At 32.0% G+C, this 25595-nt stretch carries 28 protein-coding genes and 1 pseudogene; 3 read left to right on the plus strand and 26 right to left on the minus strand.

Annotated elements, in window-relative coordinates; genetic code table 11:
- Nucleotides 1-570 precede the first annotated feature (570 nt).
- Nucleotides 571-1560, plus strand: coding sequence for a tyrosine recombinase XerC (locus MRZ08_RS00005; RefSeq protein WP_290878507.1), 990 nt, complete (start codon nt 571-573; stop codon nt 1558-1560).
- A 75-nt stretch (nt 1561-1635) separates the two neighbouring features.
- On the opposite strand, the gene MRZ08_RS00010 is transcribed toward MRZ08_RS00005, so the two are convergent.
- The 6 genes and pseudogenes from MRZ08_RS00010 to dut form a co-directional block, all read right to left on the minus strand.
- Complete coding sequence (locus MRZ08_RS00010; RefSeq protein WP_290878509.1) at nt 1636-2913, minus strand: aminotransferase class I/II-fold pyridoxal phosphate-dependent enzyme; 1278 nt, start codon at nt 2911-2913, stop codon at nt 1636-1638.
- Entirely contained in the window at nt 2903-3850 is a 948-nt protein-coding gene (gene miaA / locus MRZ08_RS00015) for a tRNA (adenosine(37)-N6)-dimethylallyltransferase MiaA (RefSeq protein WP_290878511.1), read from the minus strand. Before miaA ends, MRZ08_RS00010 begins: the two co-directional genes overlap by 11 nt.
- Nucleotides 3840-5666 (minus strand): DNA mismatch repair endonuclease MutL, encoded by a 1827-nt coding sequence (gene mutL, locus MRZ08_RS00020; RefSeq protein ID WP_290878513.1) that lies wholly within the window; start codon nt 5664-5666, stop codon nt 3840-3842. Before mutL ends, miaA begins: the two co-directional genes overlap by 11 nt.
- A pseudogene (gene mutS, locus MRZ08_RS00025) lies at nt 5666-8272 on the minus strand (DNA mismatch repair protein MutS). The gene mutL and the pseudogene mutS overlap by 1 nt, the downstream one beginning before the upstream one ends.
- Nucleotides 8273-8412: 140 nt before the next feature.
- Nucleotides 8413-8946 carry a hypothetical protein gene (locus MRZ08_RS00030; RefSeq protein ID WP_290878514.1) on the minus strand — a complete coding sequence of 178 codons (534 nt, stop codon included), beginning with the start codon at nt 8944-8946 and terminating at the stop codon, nt 8413-8415.
- Nucleotides 8946-9380, minus strand: a complete 435-nt coding sequence (gene dut / locus MRZ08_RS00035) for a dUTP diphosphatase (protein WP_290878515.1) — start codon at nt 9378-9380, stop codon at nt 8946-8948. The genes MRZ08_RS00030 and dut overlap by 1 nt, the downstream gene beginning before the upstream one ends.
- 85 nt (nt 9381-9465) lie before the next feature.
- Between dut and pepT the strand changes: the two genes are divergently transcribed.
- Together pepT and MRZ08_RS00045 are read left to right on the plus strand one after the other, a co-directional pair.
- Nucleotides 9466-10686: a peptidase T gene (pepT, locus tag MRZ08_RS00040; RefSeq protein WP_290878517.1), complete on the plus strand. Its 1221-nt coding sequence runs from the start codon at nt 9466-9468 to the stop codon at nt 10684-10686.
- A gap of 68 nt (nt 10687-10754) precedes the next feature.
- Nucleotides 10755-10988: an elastin-binding protein EbpS gene (locus MRZ08_RS00045; RefSeq protein ID WP_290878519.1), complete on the plus strand. Its 234-nt coding sequence runs from the start codon at nt 10755-10757 to the stop codon at nt 10986-10988.
- A 43-nt stretch (nt 10989-11031) separates the two neighbouring features.
- Here MRZ08_RS00045 and MRZ08_RS00050 read toward each other — a convergent pair whose 3' ends face one another.
- The 20 genes from MRZ08_RS00050 to MRZ08_RS00145 all read right to left on the minus strand — a co-directional run.
- Nucleotides 11032-12225, minus strand: a complete 1194-nt coding sequence (locus MRZ08_RS00050) for a U32 family peptidase (RefSeq protein WP_290878563.1) — start codon at nt 12223-12225, stop codon at nt 11032-11034.
- Between the two features lie 38 nt (nt 12226-12263).
- The gene (locus MRZ08_RS00055) at nt 12264-12899 is read right to left on the minus strand and encodes an O-methyltransferase (protein ID WP_290878522.1); all 636 of its coding nucleotides are present in this window, start codon (nt 12897-12899) and stop codon (nt 12264-12266) included.
- Entirely contained in the window at nt 12883-14565 is a 1683-nt protein-coding gene (locus MRZ08_RS00060; RefSeq protein WP_290878524.1) for a ribonuclease J, read from the minus strand. The genes MRZ08_RS00055 and MRZ08_RS00060 overlap by 17 nt, the downstream gene beginning before the upstream one ends.
- Nucleotides 14555-15004: a Fur family transcriptional regulator gene (locus tag MRZ08_RS00065; protein ID WP_290878526.1), complete on the minus strand. Its 450-nt coding sequence runs from the start codon at nt 15002-15004 to the stop codon at nt 14555-14557. Before MRZ08_RS00065 ends, MRZ08_RS00060 begins: the two co-directional genes overlap by 11 nt.
- The gene (locus tag MRZ08_RS00070; protein WP_290878528.1) at nt 14994-15236 is read right to left on the minus strand and encodes a DUF1292 domain-containing protein; all 243 of its coding nucleotides are present in this window, start codon (nt 15234-15236) and stop codon (nt 14994-14996) included. Before MRZ08_RS00070 ends, MRZ08_RS00065 begins: the two co-directional genes overlap by 11 nt.
- Nucleotides 15229-15648, minus strand: a complete 420-nt coding sequence (gene ruvX / locus MRZ08_RS00075) for a Holliday junction resolvase RuvX (RefSeq protein ID WP_290878530.1) — start codon at nt 15646-15648, stop codon at nt 15229-15231. Before ruvX ends, MRZ08_RS00070 begins: the two co-directional genes overlap by 8 nt.
- Nucleotides 15641-15901, minus strand: a complete 261-nt coding sequence (locus tag MRZ08_RS00080) for an IreB family regulatory phosphoprotein (protein ID WP_105300481.1) — start codon at nt 15899-15901, stop codon at nt 15641-15643. Before MRZ08_RS00080 ends, ruvX begins: the two co-directional genes overlap by 8 nt.
- Before the next feature lie 10 nt (nt 15902-15911).
- Nucleotides 15912-18524 (minus strand): alanine--tRNA ligase, encoded by a 2613-nt coding sequence (alaS, locus tag MRZ08_RS00085; RefSeq protein WP_290878534.1) that lies wholly within the window; start codon nt 18522-18524, stop codon nt 15912-15914.
- Between the two features lie 9 nt (nt 18525-18533).
- Nucleotides 18534-18935, minus strand: a complete 402-nt coding sequence (locus tag MRZ08_RS00090; protein WP_290878536.1) for an Rrf2 family transcriptional regulator — start codon at nt 18933-18935, stop codon at nt 18534-18536.
- Nucleotides 18936-18946: 11 nt separating this feature from the next.
- The gene (locus MRZ08_RS00095; protein WP_290878538.1) at nt 18947-19582 is read right to left on the minus strand and encodes a helix-hairpin-helix domain-containing protein; all 636 of its coding nucleotides are present in this window, start codon (nt 19580-19582) and stop codon (nt 18947-18949) included.
- A gap of 27 nt (nt 19583-19609) precedes the next feature.
- Complete coding sequence (gene rsfS / locus MRZ08_RS00100) at nt 19610-19918, minus strand: ribosome silencing factor (RefSeq protein WP_290878540.1); 309 nt, start codon at nt 19916-19918, stop codon at nt 19610-19612.
- Nucleotides 19905-20477 (minus strand): bis(5'-nucleosyl)-tetraphosphatase (symmetrical) YqeK, encoded by a 573-nt coding sequence (gene yqeK / locus MRZ08_RS00105; protein WP_290878542.1) that lies wholly within the window; start codon nt 20475-20477, stop codon nt 19905-19907. Before yqeK ends, rsfS begins: the two co-directional genes overlap by 14 nt.
- Nucleotides 20470-21066, minus strand: coding sequence for a nicotinate (nicotinamide) nucleotide adenylyltransferase (gene nadD / locus MRZ08_RS00110; protein ID WP_290878544.1), 597 nt, complete (start codon nt 21064-21066; stop codon nt 20470-20472). Before nadD ends, yqeK begins: the two co-directional genes overlap by 8 nt.
- A complete protein-coding gene (yhbY, locus tag MRZ08_RS00115; RefSeq protein ID WP_290878546.1) occupies nt 21066-21350 on the minus strand; it encodes a ribosome assembly RNA-binding protein YhbY in 285 nt (94 codons plus the stop codon). The genes nadD and yhbY overlap by 1 nt, the downstream gene beginning before the upstream one ends.
- 8 nt (nt 21351-21358) lie before the next feature.
- Nucleotides 21359-22639: a GTPase ObgE gene (gene obgE, locus MRZ08_RS00120; RefSeq protein WP_290878548.1), complete on the minus strand. Its 1281-nt coding sequence runs from the start codon at nt 22637-22639 to the stop codon at nt 21359-21361.
- Between the two features lie 51 nt (nt 22640-22690).
- On the minus strand, nt 22691-22984 hold the full coding sequence (gene rpmA / locus MRZ08_RS00125) for a 50S ribosomal protein L27 (RefSeq protein WP_015777859.1): 294 nt from the start codon (nt 22982-22984) through the stop codon (nt 22691-22693).
- 1 nt (nt 22985) lies between these two features.
- Entirely contained in the window at nt 22986-23297 is a 312-nt protein-coding gene (locus tag MRZ08_RS00130) for a ribosomal-processing cysteine protease Prp (protein ID WP_290878551.1), read from the minus strand.
- Nucleotides 23297-23605 (minus strand): 50S ribosomal protein L21, encoded by a 309-nt coding sequence (gene rplU, locus MRZ08_RS00135; protein ID WP_015777857.1) that lies wholly within the window; start codon nt 23603-23605, stop codon nt 23297-23299. Before rplU ends, MRZ08_RS00130 begins: the two co-directional genes overlap by 1 nt.
- 95 nt (nt 23606-23700) lie before the next feature.
- Nucleotides 23701-24864 (minus strand): tRNA uracil 4-sulfurtransferase ThiI, encoded by a 1164-nt coding sequence (gene thiI / locus MRZ08_RS00140; protein ID WP_290878558.1) that lies wholly within the window; start codon nt 24862-24864, stop codon nt 23701-23703.
- Nucleotides 24864-25595 (minus strand): aminotransferase class V-fold PLP-dependent enzyme (locus MRZ08_RS00145; RefSeq protein WP_290878561.1); only part of this gene is annotated, 732 nt, incomplete at its 5' end. The genes MRZ08_RS00145 and thiI, both read right to left, overlap by 1 nt.

A 25595-nucleotide genomic window follows, 5' to 3' on the forward strand; every position in this document is an offset into this window, starting at 1 on the left:
CATTTGTTCCTCCTAGTAGGTTTTTGTTGCTAAAAGCATTGTACTAGTTTAGGTTTCAAATGACCTTTTTCTTTTTACACAATTATACGGACTCTATCTCTAGAAGGTGGTTACTAATTTTTAAGAACCTACTTAAGAAAATTGAAAACTGTAAATATGATATTAAGAACAAAATTTTACTCGATTATAAGGATATAGTGGCAGGCTATTATCTAAAAATTTCGAAATATAATATAGTAGTAAATAAAAGTTAAGTTTAGAAAAATACAGTATTTAATAAGTGTATGACCAACTATTTAGAATGCTTAACTATAAAAAAGATTTTAGAAGCTGTCTTAGAAATAGGTATAAATAAAAGTATTAGCTATAGAATTAAATATTATAAATAGAAAGGAATTTTCAAAGGATCACTTGTGATTTTACCGATTATAGAGAAATACGGCATCAGGGAGTAGGAAATAAAAATAAATTATTGCACAAAATAGTAATTTTGTGCAATAATTTGAAAATCTAGATAATACCAGTATAATTTTAATGTAAGAATAAGAATTTGTTAGATTAAGGGGTTTTATGAAAGAAATTAATGAACCTGTTATCATTACAGACTATCTAAATTATTTAAAATCGATCAGAGGTCTATCCTCTAATACGATCAAAGAGTATCGATATGATCTTATGTTGATGGTCAGATACATGATTATAAGAAAGATATATTATGGTGATGAAGAGAGTTTTAATGAAGACTTCAAAAATATAAAAATTAATAGAATTGTCAATCCTAAGTTTTTTGAATCTCTGACACTCCAGGATTTCTATGCTTTTCTTAGTTTTTTGGACAACGAAAAGAATGATTCGTCTACAACTAGATCAAGGAAAATATCAGCTATAAAATCCTTCTATAAGTACTTATTCTCTGAGATAGAAGTTATTAATTCAAATATTAGTGATAAACTAACAAACCCTAAAATTAGCCAAAGACAGCCTGTTTATTTAACTTTAAATGAGACAGAGTTGTTGCTTGATACAATAAAAAATGAGCCTAATGAGTTTCTTAGATTTAGGGACCTAGCTATAGTATTTACCTTCTTGACAACAGGTATGCGCTTGTCAGAACTCGTAAGTATCAACATGGAAGATATAATATATAATCATTTCAATATCATAGGTAAAGGAAATAAAGAAAGAACTATATATTTGACAGATAACTGCAGAGAACTTTTAGATCAATATATATTAGTAAGAAATAAATATATTAAAGATTTAAAGATTGATGCCCTATTTATCTCAACTAGAAAGAAAAGAATTTCAAACAGAGCAGTCCAAAGCACTATAGATAAGTATTTAAAAAAAGCAGGATTTGATACTTCTGTATACTCAACTCATAAATTGAGACACACGGCTGCAACTCTTATGTATAAATATGGTAATGTCGATATAAGAGCTCTCAAGGATATCTTAGGCCATGAAAATATTTCTACGACTCAGATATATACTCATCTTGATGATGAAGATCTTAAAAATGCTGTAAATAAAAATCCACTCTCAAATCTAAACATATAAAAAGCGTTCTATATTAGTATAAGTAAAGTATAAATATAATCCTTTTTAACTTTTAATAGAAACGCTTTTTATTTCTTATATGAAATTCTTTTTCTTAAACCTATCTAATACAAGTCTTAGAGCTAATTTACCATGAAAATAATTTAAGCCACCTTGTAGGTATACTACATAAGGCTTTCTTAGTGGTCCGTCGGCGGATAATTCAGATGTAGCTCCTTCAACAAAACCTCCAGCGGCCATTATTACAGGATCTTCGTAACCTGGCATTGAAAAAGCTTCTGGAACGAAATTAGAATCAACACTACAAGCTTCTTGGATCGCCTTACAAAATACTTTAACCTTTTCTGGCTCTTCTAGAATTATTGACTGAACTATATCAGACCTTGGGTCATCAATTTTTGGTATTACTTCGTATGATAAGTTATTAAAAGTGTGAGCAAAAAGCAATGCTACCTTCATAGCTTCCTTTACAATGTGAGGCGCGAAATATAAGCCTTCTGCTACAAGTCTGTTAGTACCAAAACTTAAGCCCTCGTCCTTACCTATACCGGGTGCTGTTAAGTAATTTGCACAGTATTCTACAAGGTCTTTCTTACCACAGATGTATCCACCTGTAATAGCTATTCCCCCTCCGAGATTCTTTATTAATGAGCCTGCAAGTATATCTGCACCAACCTCAATCGGTTCACTTGTTTCTGTAAACTCTCCATAGCAATTGTCAACAAAAATTATAGCATTAGGATTGGCTTCTCTGACAGTATCAATTGCTTCCTTAATTTCTTCTATAGTGAAGGCTCTTCTTTGAGTATAGCCTGTAGATCTTTGTATAAGGACAAGTTTAGTATGAGAATCTACATGACTCTTTATTTTATCATATTGTATTCTATTAGCTGAATCTAGTTCGAGCTTATCATATTTAATTCCTCTTTCAATAAGATTCCCTTTTTTATTACCAGCAATACCAATAACTTGTTGCATAGTATCGTAGGGATCATCTGTGATAGCGACCATCTTATCACCTGCTTTTAGTAGGGCAAATAATACTATAGATAAGGCGTGAGTTCCTGATACTATGCTTGGTCGGACCAAGGAATCCTCAGACTTAAAGATATCTGAAAAAATAGCTTCTATCTTATCTCTTCCTGTATCCGCATAACCATATCCCGTAGATTGCATAAAATCTGAAGTTTGTAGGTCATTACTTTTAAATGCCTTGAGAACTTTTAGCTGGTTGTATTCAGATATTTCGTCTATTATAGAAAATTCATCTTGTAAATTATTTTCTATTTCTTTTATTTCTTTGTCAAAATTATTATCTATATTAAAATTATCATTTATTTCTTTAAAATTCATATACTTCCTTAACAATACTTAAAATTATATCACTTGCTTCTATTTTGTTTAGAGAATCCATCTTAATTTCGTAGGTAAATGGATATCTTAGATATTTTTTCATCCATGTAATCTGTCTTTTAGCATAATGCCTAGTATTTTTTTGAATTAAATCTATCATCTCATTAAAACTTATATCATGATAGAGATAGTTTAATACTTCCTTATAACCTATAGCAGACATAGACTGAGATTTTCTATCAAGCTTAAATCTTTTGATTAGATCTCTAACTTCATCAACTAATCCCATGTTTATCATTTCTAAAACTCTTTGATTTATCCTATTATATAGTAAATCTCTATCATCATAGTTTAAGAAGAAAATCAAGGGATCTATACTATCGTTTAGTTTTCTTTCACCAGTTCTTATCTTTGAAGGAATTTCACCACTTACTTTATATATCTCAAGCGCTCTAATAACTCTATTAACTTCATTAGGGTGGTATCTCTTACTAGTGACAGGATCTAGGTCTTTTAGTTTCCTATAAAGATAATCTTTACCTTTTTCTTTTACTATTTCTTGTAATTCGTCTCTATAGGCTTGATTTTTTTCGACCCTCCCATAATTCATATCGTATATTAATGAATCTATATAAAATCCTGTGCCTCCAGTAACTATCGGTAACCTCATATTGCGATTGATCTTTTCCACTAATGACTTAGCTTCCTTTGAGAAATCATCTACTGAAAACTCCTCATCAGGATCAACTATATTGAGCATAAAATGGTCTACATCGAAAACATCACTAGTTTTATTGGTACCTATATCCATATATCGATATACCTGTTGGCTATCTGCAGATATTATCATTGAGTCAAGGCTTTTGGCCAAGTTAATTGCTATATCGCTTTTACCACTCGCTGTTGGTCCCGTTATTACAATTAATCTATCTTTCAAAATATTTCTCCACATCTTTTTCATCAATTTTTACAAGAACCGCCTTACCATCATAAGTTGTGTAAGGGTTATTCAGTTCTTTTATCTTGCTAATAAGTTCATAGGCCTCGTCTTCATTAATTTTATCGCCTTTTCTAAAGGATAGGGATAGATTTAACTTCTTTAGTTTCTTATACAAATAGTCTGAATCCCTACTATAATCAAGGTCTAATAAGTCGTATATGAACTTATCATCCTCAGGAATAGAAAAAATGAAAGGGACTGAACGAATTATTATGGACCTATCTCCGATGATTTCAGCATCGAATCCAAGCCTCTTAATTACATCTTTCTTTTCATTGAACCTATCGATATCAAATTGATTCAAGTTAATTATCAAGGGCTCAAGCAGAAGTTGCTGATCTATGGTTTTATTTTCGAACTGATTGATAAAGTTATTGAAATTAATCTTTTCACTAGCTCTCCTGTGGTCAAGTAAGAAAAGTTTATCATTCCTTTCGAATATAGAATATCTAGCAAATATTGAACATTTATAATTCAAATATTCAAAATCTTCGATGTAGCTATCTTCTTTTATTTTCTCTTCAGATCTATGCTTCTTATTTAATCCCTTTACTTCTTTATATTTCGACTCTTCCTCAATATTTATATCTATGTTCTTATTAAAGAAGTTTTCATCTCCATAATCCTTATGACTTGACTCATATAAATTATCAGACGAGCTTTCTCTTGCCAAGGTTTGTTTATTATAGTTATTTAGAATTTTAGCATAGTCAGAAAAATCCATAAGATCCTTCTCATTTTTTTCTTCGATGTTTATATTTTTTATGTCATTAGAAGCATTGATAGCTTTGGTAATGCAAGAGTCTATCAGATTGATCAATTGATCTTCATAAGAAAACTTAATCACTCTCTTGTTTGGATGGACGTTTACATCTATGTTTTTAGGATTGGTATTTATATATAGAAAGAAAACTGGGAATCTTCCATTTGGTATATTTCCTCTGTAGGCCATCTCAATTCTATCCCTAATCAATTCACTTTCGACAAGTCTATTGTTAATATATAGATATTGTAAGGACCTATTTCCCCTATAATAGTTATTATTCGAAATAAATCCTTCAATCTGATAGGTGTCGTTATTATCAGAAATCTTTATTAGCTGATCCTCCAACTTATCATCCAAAAGCTTTGCTATTCTAATTTTTAAATCTTCATTTTTTATTGTAGAAAATTCAATATTCTCGTTCTTGATGAATTTAAAAGAAATTTCAGGATATCCAATTGCTAAAGCATACATGAGTTTACTAATATGATTGGACTCGATAATATCAGACTTAAGAAATCTCCTTCTGACAGGAATATCTCTAAATAAATCCTCAACTATTATGCTAGTACCAACATTTGTCGCAATACTTGTAAGAGTTTTATTCCCATTATTAAAATTAATCTTACTTCCAACAATTTCATCTTTTGTCTTGCTAATAGCAGTAACTTCACTGACACTCACTATACTAGCCAAGGCTTCTCCCCTAAAGCCAAGAGAATAAATATCATACAAGTCATTGAAGTTACGTATTTTAGATGTTGCATGCTTACTAAAGGCAAGCTCAATTTCTTCTTTACTTATACCTGATCCATTGTCTGTGACCCTTATATAAGTCTTGCCACCATTTTTAATCTCCACTGTAATGCTATCAGAACCAGCATCTATAGAATTTTCTACTAGTTCTTTAACAATAGACAAAGGAGATTCTATGACTTCTCCAGCAGCAATTTTTTCAATTGTTTTTTCATCTAGCTTTAGTATTGCCATCAGAGTTCACCAATCTTATTTAACAAATCACTTAAAGAATTTATTGCTTCCATAGGTGTAAGGTTATTTATATCAATACTGGATGCTTCTCTTTTAACATCTTCTAGTTTTTGCTTAGAAATCACTTCCATAGAAGTTGATATTTCTTTTTTCTTATCAAGGTCATAGAAATCATCAGTCGAAAGCTTATCCATAATTATCTTCGCATTGTCTATGATCTCACCCGGAAGACCACTCAATTTAGCTACTTCTATACCATAAGACCTATCAGATTTTCCTTTGCTTATTTTTCTTAAAAATACCAGATTATTATTCTCTTCTAATATTTCAATCTTGAGATTTTTTACATTATTTAGCTCATTTTCAAGCACAGTAAGCTCATGAAAGTGTGTAGCAAAAACAGTCTTTACCTTCTTGTTCTTACTTAGATATTCAACTATAGCCATTGCTATACTCAATCCATCATCAGAAGAAGTTCCCCTACCGACTTCATCTAGGATAACGAAAGAATGTTCAGTAGAATTTTTGAGTATACTACTTACTTCATTCATCTCAAGCATAAAGGTAGATTCGCCTTTTGAAATATTATCACTTGCCCCAATCCTCGTGAATACTTGATCGCAAATTGAGATTTCTGCTAATGCTGCAGGTACAAAGCAACCCATTTGAGCGAGTATTATAATGATAGCCATTTGCCTCATATAGGTGGATTTTCCCGCCATATTTGGTCCTGTTATAATCTGGATTAGATTATCGTCCTCGCCTATATCAGTATCATTTGGAATGAATTCATTTTCTTTTAGATTTTTTTCTATAACAGGGTGCCTTCCATCTTTAATTTTTATTATATTATCTTCACGGATTAGGGGTCTTACATAAGAGTTTTCTAAAGATATCTTTGCGAAGGTATTTAAGGAATCGATAGTAGCAAGAATCTTGGCCAAAGCTTGGAGTTTGATAGTATTTTTCAAAACTTTTTCGCGAATCTCCTGGAATATTTTATACTCTAAGTCATTTATCTTGTCCTTACCGCCTAGAATTAAATTAGATATTTCTTCTAGCTTTTCGGTTGTATATCTCTCCTGATTTTTCAATGTTTGTTTTCTAACATAAGAATCCGGTACTTTATCTAAGTTTGATTTAGTTATCTCTATAGAATAGCCATTATTTTTGTTAAAAACTATTTTATAGTTTTTGATACCTGTTTTTTCTCTTTCCTCATTTTCGTATTTTATCAGCGAGTTTTGAGCATTAGATGAGGATTTTTTTAATTGATCAAGTTCCTCATTGTATGATTCTTTAATAATTCCGCCTTCGCTTATAGCTATAGGTGGATCTTCTACTATAGACTTATCTATAAGTTCAAATATATCGCTAACATCAGGAAGATTTTCACCTATATTGCTTATATTAGAGTCCTCATAGGAAACCAATATATCCTTTAACTGAGGGATATTGGCAATAGAGTTTTTAAGAGAGATAAAGTCACGTCCATTAGCTCTTCTGTAAGAAATCTTAGCTATAAGTCTTTCAAGATCATAGACATCAGACAATAGGTTAGAAATGTTATTAGCAAGAATTCTGTCAGTAAATAAGACCTCAACAATATCTAATCTTCTATCTATTTTTCTTTTGTCTATTAGAGGTCTTTCTAGATACTCACTTATCATCCTAGAGCCCATAACTGTATCGGCTTTATCAATTATACTTAAAAGTGAATTTTCCTTAGTATTATTGTTTAAATTCTTACTTAGTTCTAAGTTTTTCCTTGTACTTGCTTCAAGCTCCATATAGTCATTAATTTCAAGTATATCTATATTATTAATATGAACTAAATTATCCTTATGATATTTATAAATATAATCTAGGAGATTAGCAAGAGAAAGAATAGATAATCTCATGTTTTTAATCTTTTCAAGATTATCATCTCCCAAATGATCTCTTATAAGACTTGCCCTATTCATATAATCTTTAGGGTTTTGTATATAATTTACAAATATTTCTTCGTCCAGAAAATATCTTTTTAAGCTCACATCACTAAAATCAGAATTTATTAAAATTTCCGATGGATTAATTTTTTCTATCTGATCTATAGCTTTTTTACCTATAGAAGAGCTTAAGCCTTTTATTTCAAAGCTAACAAGCTTTCCTGTCGAAATATCACAATAGCAAATAGATAGACCGTAATCATTTTGAAATATAGATAGGAGGTAGTTATTTTTTCTATTATCTAAAGACTCCATATCAGTAATTGTTCCTGGGGTTATAACACGAGTTATGGCTCTTTTGACAAGTCCCTTAGCTTCTTTGGGATCTTCTACTTGATCGCATAAGGCAACCTTATATCCTTGTTTCACTAGTTTAAAAGCATAATTATCTATTACATGATGGGGGACACCACACATAGGAGCTTTTTTTTCGTGTCCACATTCTTTGCCAGTTAGTGTAAGAGAAAGAGCTTTGCTTGTAATTATCGCATCATCAAAGAAAGTTTAATAAAAGTCTCCTACTCTATATAAAAGTATGGCATCCTTGAAATCATTTTTAACGTCCACATAGTGTTTTAACATAGGAGTAAGTTTATCATATTTAAATTCGTTTTTCATGTCAGCTCCTTTTAATTAATACATAAATAAAATTAGACTACTGCAAGGTCAATCAGCTAACTTATAATAATCTTTTAAGTCTATTTTAGTCTTTGCGATTATATAAATTAAACCTCTTGATTTGTTTTGCAATAGCCTTATTATTTGATGTCTAAAACTTTTACATCCTTAACCCAAGATTCCTTGCTTTCGCTAGTAGTATCTATTAATGATAGAGGCCCCATAGAATCGTCATAATCCTGATTCGGCTTATTATTTATCTTATAGACTAAGAGAACCCTATCAACTTCTAGAGCTACTGACATTGGAAAAGTAGTATAATTACCCTCGGAATCTTCAATAATTAGGTCTGGAGATTCTTCTAGCTTGTATCCTAAATCTCCTAAGAGCTTTTCCAAGGCAACTCCGGTTAATTCTACTTCTTCTAATCCCTTTTCAAGTTTAACTTTTTTCTTGACGGCTTTTAACTTCCTAATTTCTTTTAGCGTATAGGAATGTTGATTATTATCACTATCTTTTATGATTACAATTTCCTTATCGTGATTTCTTAAATTGTAATCAGAAATTTTGTTTTTGGCAAAGAAAAAAATAAGTAAAACGAGAATGAATCCTATTAAAGCTAAATAAATATTATATTTATTCTTTTTAAATTTCTTAAGTGCATCTCTTTTCATTATCTACCGGTAGAACCGAATCCATCCTCTCCTCTAGCAGAATCTTCCAGGCTATCTACAAGTTCTATATCACACCTTAAGTAAGGCTGAATAACTAACTGAGCCAGTCTATCGCCGTTTTTAATAATCTGTGTTTCATTGCCATAATTGTAGAAAAACACCATAATCTCGCCCCTATAATCGGAATCTATCACTCCAATAGTGTTGGCAAGCATTAATTGTTTCTTTACTCCTGTAGAAGATCTTGGATAAACTCCACCAAAGTAGCCTTCTGGAATTTCTACTTTAACACCTGTATGAATTTTAATGGTTTCTCCTGGCTTAACTTCTATATCTTCTTTTGTGTACGAATATAAATCAATACCAGCAGCATGGCTTGTACCATAAGCTGGAACTTTATCTTCAACTATCATTTTAAGTTTTTTATTATTCATAATCCCACCTTTTCCTTAATTAATATACCAATTTTCGTTAACTTTACAATCATAAGAGTATAATAAAAGAGAAAGAAGGTGCATTATGGATAATATAACAAAAAGATTCCTTAAATATATATCTTTTGATACAAAAAGTGATCCTGAGTTAGGTAATACACAAAAACCATCAACTCCAGGACAATTGGTGCTTGCAAAAGAACTAAAAAAGGAACTAGAAGAACTGGGCCTTGAAGCTAGCATAAATGAAGAAGGCTTTGTATTTTCAAAATTAGCTTCAAATACTGACAAAAAAATACCTGCAGTGGGATTCTTATCCCATATGGATACATCACCTGAAATGTATGGTAAGATTGATGATCCTCAAATAATTAATTACGAAGGAGGAGACATTAAGCTAAATGAAGAGAGATCTATAAAGGTTAGTGAGTTTCCAATTCTTGATAAACTTAAGGGCTTAACTCTTATCACAACTAGAGGAGAAAGCCTGCTAGGTGCAGATGACAAAAGCGGTATCGCTTCAATAATGAATGCAGTTGAATACTTCGTAAACAATCCTGACGTAGAGCATGGAGATGTTATGATTGCCTTCACTCCTGATGAGGAAATTGGCACAGGATGTGATACTTTCGATGTAGAAGCTTTTGGAGCAGACTTTGCATATACAGTTGATGGTGGTTATCTTGGAGAATTAGAATATGAGTCTTTTAATGCTGCAAGTGGTCTAGTAAACATAAAAGGTAAATCAATCCACCCTGGTTCTGCAAAAAACACTATGGTAAATTCAATTAGTCTTGCCCGTGAATTCGATAACTTACTAGGTGATGTAAGAAGACCAGAACATACAGAAGGTTACGAAGGATTCTTCCATTTATTAAATATTAATGGCGACATAGAAAATACCAAAATGGAATATATTATTAGGGAACATGATAGGAATAAATTCGAAGCTATGAAAAAAGAATTCTCCGATAATGCTTCTTATTTAAATAAAAAATATGGAGACTTTATAAGTGTAGATATTTCAGATTCTTATTATAATATGGGTGAAGTAATCGAGAAAAACATGAAGATTGTTGAATATGCTAAAACCGCTATGGAAAATCTTGGAATAAAACCTATTATTGAACCAATTAGAGGTGGTACTGATGGATCCAAACTTTCATTCATGAATCTACCTACCCCAAATATATTTACTGGTGGAATGAACTACCATGGAGTTTATGAAATCATACCAATAGAGCATATGAAAAAGGCTAGCGAAACGGTCATAGAAATAATTAAGCTAATTGCAAACGATAATTAATGAAATTTTTTTAAAAATCTGTTATAATATAAATGTAAGGAAATTTGAATATATAAAAGGAGATTTATATGACAAACGACAAAAAAGTATCTAATGAAAACCAATACAGAGGAAATGCCGAACTTGACAAAAAAGTTAGGGAAGAAAACAAAGAAACTGGCGGAGAATCATTAGACAAAAAATTAGGTCCAGACCAAGAAAACCTTAGAAGTATTAGTGATGAAGCTGATGAAAACTCAAACGTTGGTGTAGAATCACGTAGAACAAGAGCAGATTTTTCTGAAAATCCTTCAGAAGACTAAAACATTACATAAACCCAGGTGAAAAGCCTGGGTTTTTAAATTACTAATCTTCAATTTTTCTTCTAAGCATATCGCCTTTTTCAAGAGGTAGATCAATCTTAATCATAATCTTTTCTTTTGGCTTATTTGCAACTTCAATATCCTCTCCTTTCAAATTTTTCATATTATCAATTTTAAATTCATAATAGTCAGGAGAGTTTGAGAATATTTCTATATCATCACCTAGGAAAAATCTATTTCTTTGCTCTATTGTTGCAATTTTACTTTCCTTATCGTAATCTAGCACTACTCCAATAAAATCATAGTTTCTTATATAAGAAGAATTTTCATATATTTTATCATTGCTGTCAGGCTTTTTATAGAAAAATCCTTTTGTAAAATGTCTATGACTCGCCTTTGTAATTTCATCATAATATTTTTTAGCTATATCTTCATTGAACTTACCCTCATAATAGGCGTCTATTGCTTGTCTATAGCTTCTAATTACTGTTGCAACATAAAAGGCTGTCTTCATCCTTCCTTCGATTTTAAAGCTATCTACGCCCGCTTCAATAAGTTTATCAATTTCATCTAATAGGCAAAGGTCCTTGGAGTTCATTATAAAGGTACCGCCCTTGCCGTCTTCTTCAATTGGGTAATACTCACCTGGCCTTGTTTCTTCTTGAATAGAATATTTCCACCTGCATGATTGGGCACAATCTCCCCTATTTGCATCTCTTCCTGTCATATAATTCGAAAGCAGGCATCTTCCTGAATATGATATACACATAGCACCGTGGATGAAACATTCAATTTCCATATCTTCTGGAGCATTTTTCTTAACTTCTTTTATTTCTTCTAGAGAAAGCTCCCTAGCAAGTATTACTCTCTTAGCCCCCATATCGTGCCAAAACTTAACTGTTGCTGAGTTAGTTACTGAAGCTTGTGTACTTATATGAAGGTCAACATTGGTGTGCTCTTTTGCTAATGCGAAGATGCCAGGGTCAGAAATAATTAAGGCATCTACACCGATAGAATCTAAAAACTCTAGATATTCAACAAGACCCTTCATATCTTCATCATGAGGCAAGATATTCATTGTAACATGGACTCTTACATTATTGTCATGAGCAAAGTTTACAGCCTTTTTTAGTTCATCTTTGTCAAAATTCTTAGCATTGGCTCTTAAGCCAAAACTATCTCCTGCAAGAAAAACAGCATCAGCACCAAACTTAATAGCTGCTTCTAATCTTTCCATATCCCCTGCGGGAGCTAGAAGTTCTACTTTATTATTTTTCACTTTTCCTCCTTAACACTTACACTTATCCCATCGCCTATTGGTATGATAGAAGTTTGATAATCATCTCTTCTAGTAATATACGCTAGGAAATTTCTTAGTCTTTTGACTATTGTAATCTTTCTTTTCTCAACTAAATCATCATTACAAACTTCGCCTCTAAATAAAATATTATCTGCTACTATTACTCCACCATTATTGAGGAGATTTTTATCTACATAGTCAAAATAGAATTTGTAATTAGATTTATTTGCATCTATAAAAACAAAATCAAAGCCTTGATTCAATTTAGTCAAGGCTTTTTCTGCGTCATTATTTATTAAATTTATTCTTGCATTATATTTATTAAAGTTTTCCTGTGCTAGTCGAGCCATATCTTCTGATAACTCAATTGTAGTAATATTGGCATCAGTATACTTATCAAATACCAAAGAAGAATAACCAATAGCCGTACCTATTTCTAATATTGACTTTGGTTTTTTTATAGATAGTAAGCTCTTGAGAAATTCCTTTGTCTCTAACTTCATAATAGGAACACTTTCTACTTCAGCATACCTTCTTAGCTCAAGGAAATCTTTATCAATAATCATATCTTCAATAAAAGATGAAATATATTCATTATTTATACGATTCATTACTCTCCAACTCAGATATAACTGGTAGTATCATTGGATCACGACCTAATTCGTTGTAAATATAAGATTTCAAGTCCTCTCTAATCTTGTATTTAATCTGACTTATAGCTCGAATTTCCTTATCCGCACATTTTTTAATTGATCTTAATACTATATCTTTTGCATTTTCAATTATATCTTGATTTTCTTTAACATAGACAAAACCACGAGATACAATATCAGGACCAGCTAGTAATTGTTGGGTATGTTTATCAAAGGTTATTGAAACTACAACTAATCCATCTTCAGATAAGTGTTTTCTATCCTTTAGAACAATGTTACCAACATCGCCAATTCCAGATCCGTCTACTAGAATATTTCCTGCTTGAACCCTACCGTTTATGGTTCCGTGTTTTTTTGTAAATTCATAAACATCACCGTTTTTACCAATCAAGATATTTTCCTTAGGCTGACCCATATCTTCAGCTATTTCGGCATGTTTTTGTAACTGCCTTACTTCACCGTGGGCTGGAATAAGGTATTTTGGTGTAACTAATTGATACATCAATTTAATCTCTTCTTGGCAAGCGTGTCCTGAAGCATGTACTTTAGCAAGAGAGGAATAAATAATCTTACAGCCTATTTTTGTTAGATTGTTTATAGTATTATTAATTGCCATCTCATTACCAGGAATCGCTGAAGATGATAAGATCACCGTATCTGTTTCATTTAGGTTTATTTGTTTATGTTCTCTATTAGCCATCCTAGTTAAGGCAGATAGAGGTTCACCTTGGGTTCCTGTTGATAGAACTACAATTTCATCGTCAGCATAGTTTTTGATATTTTTCATATCAATTAGAGTATTGCTTTTAACTTTTAGATAGCCTAATTCACTGGCAATTCTTACGTTATTAAGCATTGACCTACCAGATAGGGCCACCTTCTTATTGTATCTTTCTGCTGCATAGATTATTTGTTGAACCCTATGAAGGTTTGATGCGAATGTAGCAACGATTATTCTTGACTTAGCTCTTCCAAATATTTGTATAAAGGTATCCCCTACAGTTTTCTCACTTAGGGAGTATCCTTCTCTTTCAACGTTTGTACTGTCCGCAAATAGGGCGAGTACTCCTTTTCGTCCTAATTCTGCAAGTCTTTGGATATCTGTTGGGTCGTTATCAATTGGTGTGAAGTCCATCTTAAAGTCACCAGTAAATATTACTGTACCAATTGGTGATTTAACAGCTATTGAGCAAGCGTCTGGTATAGAATGGCTCACTCTAATAAATTCAGCACTCAATGATCCTGCTTTGACAATATTATTTACATTTACCATCTTGATTTTGTTAGGATTTAAACCGTGCTCTTTAAATTTATTTTCTAATAAGCCCTTAGTTAGCTTTGAACAATATACATTTGTATCAATGTTCTTTAGGAAATATGGTATAGCTCCAATATGGTCCTCATGACCATGAGTTACAAATATTCCCCTTAGTTTATTTTTATTTTCTTCTACATAAGTAAAATCTGGAATTACTATATCGACTCCCAACATTTCTGCATCAGGGAAGGTCAATCCACAATCTATCATAATCATATCATTTCCATATTCTACCAATGTACAGTTTTTACCTACTTCTTGTAATCCTCCAAGAGGGATTATTCTTAATTTTTTGTCATTTTGCATTATTACTCCTTGTTTTTTGACAATCGGAGCAAGTACCAAAGATTCTTAATGAATAATAATCTAAATCAAAGTCAAATTCCTTTTTTAAAGATTCTTTCATTTCATCTTTAGATAGAAATTCTTCTTCTATTATCTTACCGCAAGTAGTACAAATGATATGATCGTGGTGATCATTCTTAGGATCGATAAGTTCGTAGGTATAGGCTTGGTCGGTAAATTCTTGTTTATTTACAATTCCAAGTTCTTCAAATATATTTAAAGTCCTATAGATTGTAGCAATTCCTACTTGCTTATGTTCTTGATGTACTATTGAAAAAAGTTCTTCTGGCGTAATATGTTTTGCCTCAGAATTTTTTAATGCGTTAAATATAATCTCTCTTTGTTTAGTAAATTTTTGGTTATTTTCTTCAAAAATCTTTCTAATCTGATCAGTATTCATCAACATCTTCTTTCATCTCTTCATAAATTTCTATAAGTTCATCTAATAAGTCCTGATCTTCTATAGATCTTAGTTCGATTTCGTTATTTTTCTCAATAACTTCTACTATTAAAATGAGCTCATCGTTTACTTGCTTTAAGGCAGCATAATTTGCCTCATCTACTCCGAATGTATCTAATATTTCAAATTCGACTTCATTATTTCCTTCATCGAGCAAAATAATATTATCCATTTTTTCTCCTATCCAAATATGTTTGAAGTATGAAAGTAGCCGCAATTTTATCTATATATTGTTTACGATTTTCACGTCTAACTTCCATATCCATAAGAACAGCTTCTGATTGAATAGTAGTCATTCTTTCATCTTCATAGACAACTTCGACATCTACTTGTTTTCTTAGTAAATCTACAAAACTTATAACTCTCATAGCTTGTGGACCTATAGTATTGTTCATGTTTTTAGGTAGTCCAACCACTATTAAATTTACATCATTCTGTTCGACTATTTGCTTAATTCTATCAATGTCTGTACTCGCCTTTTTTCTTTTTATTGTTTCTAGAGCATTTGCTAATAAAAACATAGGGTCACTTAGAGCAACCCCAATTGTTTTATTACCAACATCTAGACACATTATTCTACTCATTAATATACTTCTCTAGTAATTCTTCGAGTATACGATCACGGTCTACTGTTCTTATTAACTTTCTAGCACCGTTATGGGCAGTGATATAAGTTGGATCCCCTGATAATAAATAGCCTACTATTTGACCAGTTGGTTTGTATCCTTTATCTTCTAATGATTTATACACTGTTGTTAGAATTTCTCTAATATCTTTTTCTTGGTCCTTATCTGCCTTAAATAGCATGGTCTCATTGAAGTTATTTTTATCAGCCATAATATCTCCTTTAAATTATTTCACTGACTTTTCCTAAAGCTTCTTCAAGCTTAGAAATATCTTTTCCTCCGGCTTGGGCAAAGTTCTTCTTGCCTCCACCATTACCTCCAGTAATTTGGGCTATTTGTCTTACTATTTTACCAGCATTGTACTTATCGGTTAGTTTATCATCTACAGAAACTGTAAATACAATCTTATCACTTACTGAAGCAAAAACTATAATAAGATTATCAATTGATGACTTTATCCTATTTTCATAATCTCTTAGCTCATCCATTGAAGCATTATCAAATTTCTTAACTAATAAATTTATACCCTTAATTTCTCTTATATCTTTTTTTAGTTCGCTAACTATATCAGAGCTATTAGTAGTTTTTAGTCTACTAATTTCTGATTTTAGCTTATCAATTTCATTTTCTAGGCTATCTATTCTATTAGTTATGTTATTGGTGTTTGTGTTTAATCTATCTGCTACTATATTTAGCTTATTAGATTTGTCGTTGAGATACTCAAAAGCTTTTTCGCCTGTAAGAGCTTCGATTCTTCTTACTCCAGCAGATACAGATGATTCTTGTTTAATCTTAAAAATCAAAATATCACTTGTATAGTTTACATGGCAGCCACCACATAATTCCTTTGAATAATCACCCATAGAAACAACTCTAACCTTATCCTTATATTTATCTTCGAATAGGCCAATAGCTCCCATTTTTTGAGATTCTTTGTAATCAACTATTTCTTTTGTGACAAGCTCTTGCTTAAAAATCTCTCTGTTAACAATCTCTTCAACTTTGTCAATTTCCTCTTTTGTTAAAGCTCTGTTGTGAGAAAAATCAAATCTCAATTTGTTTTCATCTACCAATGATCCTGCTTGCTTAACTTCTTCACCTAAGACATCTCTTAGAGCTTGGTCTAGTAGGTGTGTTGCAGAGTGATTTCTTTGTATAGCCAGTCTCTTATTTCTATCAACCTTAAACTGAGCATCATCACCAACATGCATAGCTCCTTCAACAACTTCGATATAATGGAAATAAATATCTTTTTGCTTTTGTACGTCGATTACATGAGCCTTAAAGGAATCACCTAATATTAGTCCAGTATCAGCTACCTCACCGCCGCCTTCCGCATAAAATGAAGTCTTATCACTGATTACTATACCGTTATCTCCCTCACTTAGCGAAGAAGCTTCTGAGTTTTCTTTGAATATGTTTAATATTCTAGCCTCTGTCTCTAAATCATCGTAACCTACAAAACTGGTTTTCTCAATTCCATCCGTATCTATATTGTCAAGTGACCAGCCTGCATCTTTCTTTCTAGCATCTCTTGCTGTTTGCTTTTGAATTTGCATTTCATTATTGAAGGTTTTTTCGTCAACATCAAGATTCTTCTCTTCTAGTATCTCTTTAGTTAAATCTAGTGGGAATCCATAAGTATCATAGAGCTTGAAAGCTTCTTTACCGTCAAGAATTCTCTCTTTAATCTTACTCATTTTTGAGATCAAAGATTCTAGTCTTTCTAGACCTTGATCAATTGTTTTCTGGAATCTTTCTTCTTCATCTCTTATTACAGATTTTATTTTTTCTCTATTTGCATCTAGTTCATCGTATTCTACTTTGTAGGTATCTATAACTTTATCTACAATATTAGTTAAGAATTCGCCTTCTATTCCTAAAAGCTTACCATGTCTGTAAGCTCTTCTAATGAGTCGTCTTAGTACATATCCCCTTTTTTCATTTGAAGGCATAACTCCATCACAAGTTAGGAAAGTCATAGCCTTAGCGTGATCTGCGATGACTCTTATAGACACATCATCTTTCTCACTTTCCTTATATTTCTTATTTGATAATTTCTCAATTTCTGAGATTATAGCAGCCATAACATCAACTTCAAATATATTATCCTTATCTTGTAAGACCATGGCGATTCTTTCAAGACCCATTCCTGTATCGATATTTGGATGGGCAAGTGGTGTATAGTTTCCTTGACTATCTTTGTTGAACTGGGTGAATACTAGATTCCATACTTCCATAAATCTATCCGAGTCATCATTTCCTGGCCTATTATCATTTTCATCAATAGCCCTATCTGCTCCCCTATCTACAAATATTTCTGAACAAGGACCACAAGGACCTACTTCAAGCTCCCAGAAGTTATCTTCTTTACCTTCTCTTAGGATTCTTTCGCTATCTAGACCTATCTCATAATGCCATATTTTATAGGCTTCTTCGTCTTCTTTAAATACTGTAACCCATAGGTCATCTTTAGAAATCTCAAGTTCTTTGGTTAGGAATTCATAAGCCCAAGATATAGCCTCTTTCTTAAAATAATCACCAAATGAAAAGTTGCCCAGCATCTCGAAAAATGTCCCGTGACGTTCGGTCTTTCCGACCCTCTCTATATCAGCAGTTCTTACACATTTTTGTGAAGATGTAGCCCTATTGTTTTTCATCTTTTTTTCGCCAGTAAAGTACTTTTTAAGTGGCGCCATTCCTGCATTGATCAATAATAAAGAGTCATCATCAATAGGAATTAGCGGAAATGATTTTAAAAGTGTATGACCCTTCTCATTTCCAAAAAAATTCAAATATTTACTTCTTAACTCATTCATTCCTAAGTTTTTCATTCATTTACCTCAAACTTCCTGATTTATCATATTCTTTAAACTAATAGAATCGACTGCTTCGTTTATGACCTTATCTATTCTGTCAAATACGTAATAAGCATCACATTTATCATCACAAAAATGATCTCCGCTCACGCAGTCGCTCATGGTAATGTTGCCCTCGAGAACTCTTAAAACCTCACCTACAGAGATCTCATCAAGATCTCTTGTGATTTTATATCCTCCCTTAGGCCCTCTAGCGGATGTGATTAAGCCATCTTTTTTAAGTAGCCTTATCAACTGTTCTAAATAATTCTCTGATAGGTTTAACTTATCACTCATCTCTGATACAGAGATATATCCCCTATCTTTATTACTAGCTAGATAACACATAGCCCTTAGTCCATACCTGCCTCTTGTCGATAGTTTCATTATATTATCACCTATATTGTAATCAAATCCTTCAAGGCTTCATAAAATTTATCGCCTATTCCTGTAACATTCTTAATGTCTTCTATTTTCTCAAACTTATTTGCACTTCTATACTCAATTATAGCATCTGCCCTCTTATCTCCTATGTTAGGTAAGGTCATAAGTTCTTCTTTACTAGCGGTATTAATATTAATAAGTTCAGATTTACTACTAACACTTATATTTGCAGCCTGATTAGGATCAATATTTTCTAATGAATTCTCTTCATCTATATTAGGTATGTAAATTTTCATTTGATCATCTAGTCTTTGTGCAAGATTAAGTGTTTTATCACTTGCCTTATCAGTTAAGCCACCAGCTTCGTTAATCAAATCCTCGAGCCTATCCCCATCTTTAATTTGATATACTCCAGGTTTGTTTATCTCGCCTGATATATAAACTTTTTTTATTGAATCCTCTATAGATTCGTCTTTAGTAGATTCGATATTATTATCCGCATCAGTTATATTATCCTCATCTACTAAGGATATTTTATCAGATTTATCAAAAATTCCACCTATATTATTTGAATATGCGAAATTAGCTACTAAGATAAAAACTGCAATTATTAAACCGTAAATAATTTTATCTTTTTTATTATCAGACATAAAATACTCCTAGAAATCTATGAGAGCTTAGTTCTCCCATAGATTTTCTAAATCATAAAATTCACGTTGTTTTTGAGTGAATATGTGTACAATTATATCTCCAGCATCTAAGAGTATCCATTCTCCTTCTCTTAGGCCTTCCTTTGATAGAATACTATATCCTTCTTTTTCTAAATCGTCCTCTATATAATCAGCTAAAGCTCTCGTTTGATTGATACTTCCACCACTTGCTATTACAAATTTATCAGCAATAGATGAAGAGTCTAAGTCTATAACTTTTACATCTTCAGCTAATTTATCATCTAATGTTTTTAAAATAGTTTCAAGCTTTTCCATTTTTCTCCTTTATTAAATAATTTCTTGCCATAAGTGTTAAAGGATCAATAAAAGCATCTATATCTATAAGGTATTTTATGTTGTGGTTTAGACATTCCAAAACGCCTGCATCTAGGTCGATTAATGATTTTCTCCTAATTTCATCTACTCCTGGATATGATCTTTTCTCCTCTATTGCATCTGCTAAGAATACAATTTTTTCTAAAAGATTCATATTTTCCTTTCCAGTAGTATGATATTTGATAGCTTTTAATATTTCCTCATCTTTAATATTATACACTTTTTTCGCAACTTCTGCTCCTAAAAAAGAATGAATTACAGATTTTGATAGGTCTTGATCAATTTCGTTGAAATGATCTATATTAAGCTCTTTCATATATCTTTCTTCGTTATACTTTGCGCAGTCATGTAGGAAAGCAGCTGTTTTCACTTTCTCTTTATCAATATTATGTCCTTGGCTTAATTTTTCTGCACATTCCATAACCCTTAGGCTATGTTTATATCTTTTCTCACCAATATCTGAAAGTAATCGTTCCTTATATAATTTATAATCAAACATATAAGCCTCTTTTTTCTATAATATATCTAACATTATCTCTAACTAAATATTTAATACTTAACTTGTTTTTTACCAGATTTCTTATAATAGTTGAGGATATATTAATATTGAGGTTATTAATTAAAAATATATTAGGGTTATCTTTTTTTATAAGGTCAACCTTTTCTACTAACTCACTATCTTTATCTATATTACTTCTTGTAAATACAATGATATTTTCATCTAATATATCATCATAGTTTTTCCAAGTATCTATAGTTAAGAAGGAATCCTCTCCCATTATATAAAATATATCGTCATCTTTGAAGGCTTTCTTGAAATATCTTATGGTCTCATGAGTATATCTGACACTATCATCGGTAGATTCAAAGGTAGATAGGATAATTTTATCATTATCTTTTATGGCCTCACTAACCATCTCAACCCTTATATTTGTATCTGTCTTTTTCTTGTGCTTTTTGTGTGGGGGATTTGAACTAGGTAAAATTATTACTTTGTCGAGCTTCATAAAATTAATAGCATTTTCTATTACTATTAAATGCCCTACATGAATCGGGTCAAAAGTTCCCCCATATAGTCCTATTCTCATTATAGCTCGTATTTGTTATCGTCGTTTTTTCTATAAATTGTAAAAATCGAACCCAGGTGAGAAATAAATTCAGAACCTGTTTTTTCAATAATTGTATCGATAATTTCTTCTTGATCATCCATATTATTGTTTAAAATTTTTATCTTAATAAGCTCACGCGCTTCTAATGCTTCATCTATAGCCTTAATCAATTCGTCAGTAACTGAAAACTTTCCAATATTAATTACTGGCTTGAAATCATGTGATTCTTGCTTCAATTTTGCTCTTTGCTTACCTGTTAACATATATCCTCCTATTCATAATATTCAAATACTAAGTCTCCGAAGGCAACACTATCACCTTCTTGAATTCCCATTTCCTTTAACTTATCAAAGACTTCCATTTCTCTTAAAGTTTTCTCGAAATACATCTTGCCATCATAATCTTCTAGGTCGACTTTTTCTAGTAATTTATCAACTCTTTTTCCATCAACTACATAAATATCATTCTCTTTCCTGAAGTTTAGGTCATATTCTATTTCTCTATCGTAATATTTGTCCAAGAATTCTGTATCAACTTCTTCCATTGGATCAAATTCTTTTATTTCACTTTTTGCTAATAGCTCTGAAATAGCATCTACTAGTTCTTTAATACCTTCAGTTGTAGCTGCTGATATCTTGTATATACCATACTTATCAGAAAACTCTTTGATGAATTCATCCGCATTATTATTAAAGTCAAGATCAGACTTATTCATGGCGATGATCATTGGTTTTTGGGCAAGCTTTTCATTGTAAAGTTTTAATTCTTCATTAATCATTTTGAAATCTTCTATAGGGTTTCTACCCTCAATACCGGAAATATCTACAAGATGAACTAAAACTCTGCATCTTTCGACATGCTTTAAAAAGTCATGTCCAAGACCACTACCATCACTTGCTCCTTCAATAAGGCCTGGTATGTCTGCAACGATAAAAGATCTTTCGCTATCAATATTTACAACTCCAAGGTTAGGATCTATAGTAGTAAAGTGATAATTCGCAATCTTTGGTCTAGCCTTACTAATTACAGAAATCAAGGTGGATTTTCCTACATTTGGAAGTCCAACAAGACCAACGTCTGCCAGTATTTTAAGCTCAAAAATAACTTCTATTTCCTGACCCTTTCTACCTAACTCTGCAAATCGAGGAGCTTGACGTATAGAGTTTTTGAAGTGGACATTGCCTCTTCCACCTCTACCGCCTTTGGCTATAACATATTCTTCTCCGTCCTTGTTTAGGTCTTTTATTATAACTTCGCTATTAGCTTCTCTTACCAAGGTCCCTACAGGGACTTTAATTATTAAATCATCACCCTTTTTTCCGAATTTCTTCTTCTTGCCACCAGCTTCACCATTTTGAGCCTTATATTTAGTCTTATATCTAAATTCATCAAGAGTTGATAGATTTCTTGTAGCTTTTATAATTATAGAGCCACCGTTTCCTCCATCACCACCTGCAGGACCGCCATTTGGTTCATATTTTTCTCGTCTCCAGGCAACAGCTCCATTTCCTCCGTCTCCTGCCTTAAGACTAACTCTCGCATAATCTATCATAATTAAATCCTCTCATAAAAAAAGGCTTGCCAATTGGCAAGCTCTGACTTTCTAAGCAATGTCTGCTTCAGCGTAAACAGAAACTTGTTTTTTGTCTCTGCCCTTTCTTTCGAATTTAACAACACCTTCACATGAAGCGTAAAGAGTATCATCAGCACCCTTTTTAACATTGTTACCTGGGTGGATTTTTGTTCCTCTTTGTCTAACTATAATTGTTCCAGCGTTAACAAATTGTCCATCGCTTCTTTTAACACCTAGTCTTTTAGCATTGGAATCTCTACCGTTCTTAGATGAAGAAACTCCCTTCTTGCTTGACAATCTTTGTAAATCTATGTTTAATATCATTTCATGTCTCCTTATAATTTAATTTTACGTAATCGCTATAGTTACCTAACAAAGTTTGTATTCCAGTTTCAAAATAGTCAAATACAACATCAACTTCCTTTGATTTTTCATAAGTTTTAAGCTTAAGTAAAAGACCATCATCTATAAAATCGACATCTGTCACATACTTATCTAAAGTATTGATGCAAGTATATGCTAGTATGGTAACTGCAGAACAAACTATGTCAGTGCCATGCTCAGAAAAATCAGCATGACCTCTTATTTCATATCCTACTGTTCTTCCTTCTTTGATTAATAAATCAACATTAATCATTAAAGGCTTATGCTATCAATTTTTACTAAAGTATAAGGTTGTCTGTGACCGTGTTTTTTTCTGTATTGTTTTTTAGGTTTGTATTTGAATACAACAATTTTCTTATCTTTATTTTGATCTTCAACTGTTGCTGTTACTTTTGCGTTTTCGATTACTGGAGAACCAACTTTAACTTCATCTCCAGAAACTAAAAGTACTTGGTCAAATTCAACGGTGTCACCAACTTCGTAAGGAAGCTTTTCAACTCTTACTAAGTCACCTTCTGATACTTTGTATTGTTTTCCACCTGTTTTAATTATTGCGTACATGGAAACCTCCTATTACTAAAATTCTCGCCAGTGTTGGGGATCAGCACCCGGACTGAGCGGTTTACTAGATTATAATACTATCTTTAACTTATATGTCAAGCAATTTCTATAATTTCCATAGTATCTATGGCTTGATTTTCTAGTTCTCCTATATCTAGGTTTTCTTCTGACTTTTCTATATATTTTAGTTTTGGCTTTGTGATCGGTGAGTCTGGGGCAAAAATTGAACAACAATCGTCGTATGGTTCAATTGCCTTATCGTAGGAATCTATTTTTTCAGAAATTTCTATAATATCTTTCTTATCCATGGCTATAAGAGGTCTAAGTATCGGTAGTTTGCTAGAATCGTTGATAACGGAAACCGACTCTATAGTTTGACTTGCAACTTGGCCAAGACTTTCTCCTGTTATTAGTGCCTGATAAGAATATTTTTCTGAAATTTTATTTGCTATTCTCATCATAAATCTTCGTGATAAGATTGTAGTTTCTCTCCTAGGGCAATTTTTGCTTATCGCCTTGTATATCTCAGCAAGATTCACAGAATATACTGTCATTTTACCAGTATAGGCTGATAGAATTTTTGCTAGATCCATTGCCTTTTGGTGGGCTCTTTTCGATGTAAAAGGATAGGAATGAAAGTGTATAGCATTAATATTCATTCCTCTTTTTGCCATAAGAAATCCTGCTACTGGTGAGTCGATTCCGCCAGATAATAATAGTAGTCCCTCACCTCCAGAACCAAGAGGAAGTCCTCCAAGACCTTCAACTCTCTTTATATAGATATATGCTTTTGATTTTACATCAATAAATACAGTAAAGTCAGGCTTATGTATATCTACTGATAAATCATTGTATTTTTCTAATATATCTCCACCTATTTTTGCACTTAACTTAGGTGATGTTAGAGCAAATGATTTGTCTGTCCTTTTGGATTCCACCTTAAAGGTCATGTCTTTATCAAAGTTATAATATTTAACTATATCTATGCTGGTCTTACTTATATCTTCAACTGTCTTTTCACATCTTACAACTTCAGATATATACACTATTCCAAATACTTTTTTTATCTCTTTTATCAATCTATCAAACTTGTCTCTATCAGCTTTGATATATAATTTTGATGATTCTTGGAACATATCATCATAACCAATATCTCTGATATTCCTCTTTATATTGTTTATAGCTGTTTTATAAAAGGTATTTCTATTTCTTCCTTTTAGAAATATCTCACCAAAACTTACTGCTAGGAACCAATCCATTAAAACACCTCCCTAATCATTTCAATTCCTTCTTTTAAAACATCAACTGTTTCATTAATCTCGTCCATACTTGTATCGTTTGAAAATGAAAATCTAATAGCTCCATCTATATAATCCTTATCAACCCCTAAAGCTGTTAGTATCCTATTATCTTCTCCCTTAGAGCAAGCAGAACCAGATGATACAAAAATCCCATTATCTTCAAGATAATGAACCAATACCTCAGATTTGATATTTTTAAAGCAAACATCTAACACATAGGCAGAAGAATTCTCCTTAGGTGAAATTATATAATAATCATTTATACTTGCTTCAATCTCCTTTCTAAGAGCTTGGTTAAGTGCCTCAATATGTTTGTACTCATTTGCTGTAAGCTGCTTTTCTAGGGCAACCCCTGCAGCACAAATAGCAGGGTGATTTACGGTTCCTGAAGATACAATTTCTTGTCTTCCCCCATAGATAACAGGTTTGATCTTAGATAGAATATTATTTCTTACATAAAGAATGCCAACACCTTTTGGTCCGTGAAACTTATGTGCACTAAAACTCATCAAGTCTACGCCAAGTTTATCAACATCACAAGAAATTTTTCCGACAGCCTGGGTAGCATCTATATGCATACAAATATTTGGATTATATGATTTTACAAGTTTTGAAATCTCTCTTATGTCCTGTATTGTTCCAATTTCGTTATTTACATAAATGATTGATACAAGTTTTACATCTTGATT

Source organism: Anaerococcus sp., assembly GCF_022770135.1.
Lineage (GTDB): Bacteria > Bacillota > Clostridia > Tissierellales > Peptoniphilaceae > Anaerococcus.

Excerpts from the sequence above, each read along its gene's own strand:
- MRZ08_RS00005 (WP_290878507.1), top strand. The coding sequence starts at position 571 with ATGAAAGAAATTAATGAACCTGTTATCATTACAGACTATCTAAATTAT.
- MRZ08_RS00010 (WP_290878509.1), bottom strand. The coding sequence starts at position 2,913 with ATGAATTTTAAAGAAATAAATGATAATTTTAATATAGATAATAATTTT.
- mutL (WP_290878513.1), bottom strand. The coding sequence starts at position 5,666 with ATGGCAATACTAAAGCTAGATGAAAAAACAATTGAAAAAATTGCTGCT.
- MRZ08_RS00030 (WP_290878514.1), bottom strand. The coding sequence starts at position 8,946 with ATGAAAAGAGATGCACTTAAGAAATTTAAAAAGAATAAATATAATATT.
- dut (WP_290878515.1), bottom strand. The coding sequence starts at position 9,380 with ATGAATAATAAAAAACTTAAAATGATAGTTGAAGATAAAGTTCCAGCT.
- pepT (WP_290878517.1), top strand. The coding sequence starts at position 9,466 with ATGGATAATATAACAAAAAGATTCCTTAAATATATATCTTTTGATACA.
- MRZ08_RS00045 (WP_290878519.1), top strand. The coding sequence starts at position 10,755 with ATGACAAACGACAAAAAAGTATCTAATGAAAACCAATACAGAGGAAAT.
- MRZ08_RS00050 (WP_290878563.1), bottom strand. The coding sequence starts at position 12,225 with ATGGAAAGATTAGAAGCAGCTATTAAGTTTGGTGCTGATGCTGTTTTT.
- MRZ08_RS00055 (WP_290878522.1), bottom strand. The coding sequence starts at position 12,899 with ATGAATCGTATAAATAATGAATATATTTCATCTTTTATTGAAGATATG.
- MRZ08_RS00060 (WP_290878524.1), bottom strand. The coding sequence starts at position 14,565 with ATGCAAAATGACAAAAAATTAAGAATAATCCCTCTTGGAGGATTACAA.
- MRZ08_RS00065 (WP_290878526.1), bottom strand. The coding sequence starts at position 15,004 with ATGAATACTGATCAGATTAGAAAGATTTTTGAAGAAAATAACCAAAAA.
- MRZ08_RS00070 (WP_290878528.1), bottom strand. The coding sequence starts at position 15,236 with ATGGATAATATTATTTTGCTCGATGAAGGAAATAATGAAGTCGAATTT.
- ruvX (WP_290878530.1), bottom strand. The coding sequence starts at position 15,648 with ATGAGTAGAATAATGTGTCTAGATGTTGGTAATAAAACAATTGGGGTT.
- MRZ08_RS00080 (WP_105300481.1), bottom strand. The coding sequence starts at position 15,901 with ATGGCTGATAAAAATAACTTCAATGAGACCATGCTATTTAAGGCAGAT.
- alaS (WP_290878534.1), bottom strand. The coding sequence starts at position 18,524 with ATGAAAAACTTAGGAATGAATGAGTTAAGAAGTAAATATTTGAATTTT.
- MRZ08_RS00090 (WP_290878536.1), bottom strand. The coding sequence starts at position 18,935 with ATGAAACTATCGACAAGAGGCAGGTATGGACTAAGGGCTATGTGTTAT.
- MRZ08_RS00095 (WP_290878538.1), bottom strand. The coding sequence starts at position 19,582 with ATGTCTGATAATAAAAAAGATAAAATTATTTACGGTTTAATAATTGCA.
- rsfS (WP_290878540.1), bottom strand. The coding sequence starts at position 19,918 with ATGGAAAAGCTTGAAACTATTTTAAAAACATTAGATGATAAATTAGCT.
- yqeK (WP_290878542.1), bottom strand. The coding sequence starts at position 20,477 with ATGTTTGATTATAAATTATATAAGGAACGATTACTTTCAGATATTGGT.
- nadD (WP_290878544.1), bottom strand. The coding sequence starts at position 21,066 with ATGAGAATAGGACTATATGGGGGAACTTTTGACCCGATTCATGTAGGG.
- yhbY (WP_290878546.1), bottom strand. The coding sequence starts at position 21,350 with ATGTTAACAGGTAAGCAAAGAGCAAAATTGAAGCAAGAATCACATGAT.
- obgE (WP_290878548.1), bottom strand. The coding sequence starts at position 22,639 with ATGATAGATTATGCGAGAGTTAGTCTTAAGGCAGGAGACGGAGGAAAT.
- rpmA (WP_015777859.1), bottom strand. The coding sequence starts at position 22,984 with ATGATATTAAACATAGATTTACAAAGATTGTCAAGCAAGAAGGGAGTT.
- MRZ08_RS00130 (WP_290878551.1), bottom strand. The coding sequence starts at position 23,297 with ATGATTAATGTTGATTTATTAATCAAAGAAGGAAGAACAGTAGGATAT.
- rplU (WP_015777857.1), bottom strand. The coding sequence starts at position 23,605 with ATGTACGCAATAATTAAAACAGGTGGAAAACAATACAAAGTATCAGAA.
- thiI (WP_290878558.1), bottom strand. The coding sequence starts at position 24,864 with ATGGATTGGTTCCTAGCAGTAAGTTTTGGTGAGATATTTCTAAAAGGA.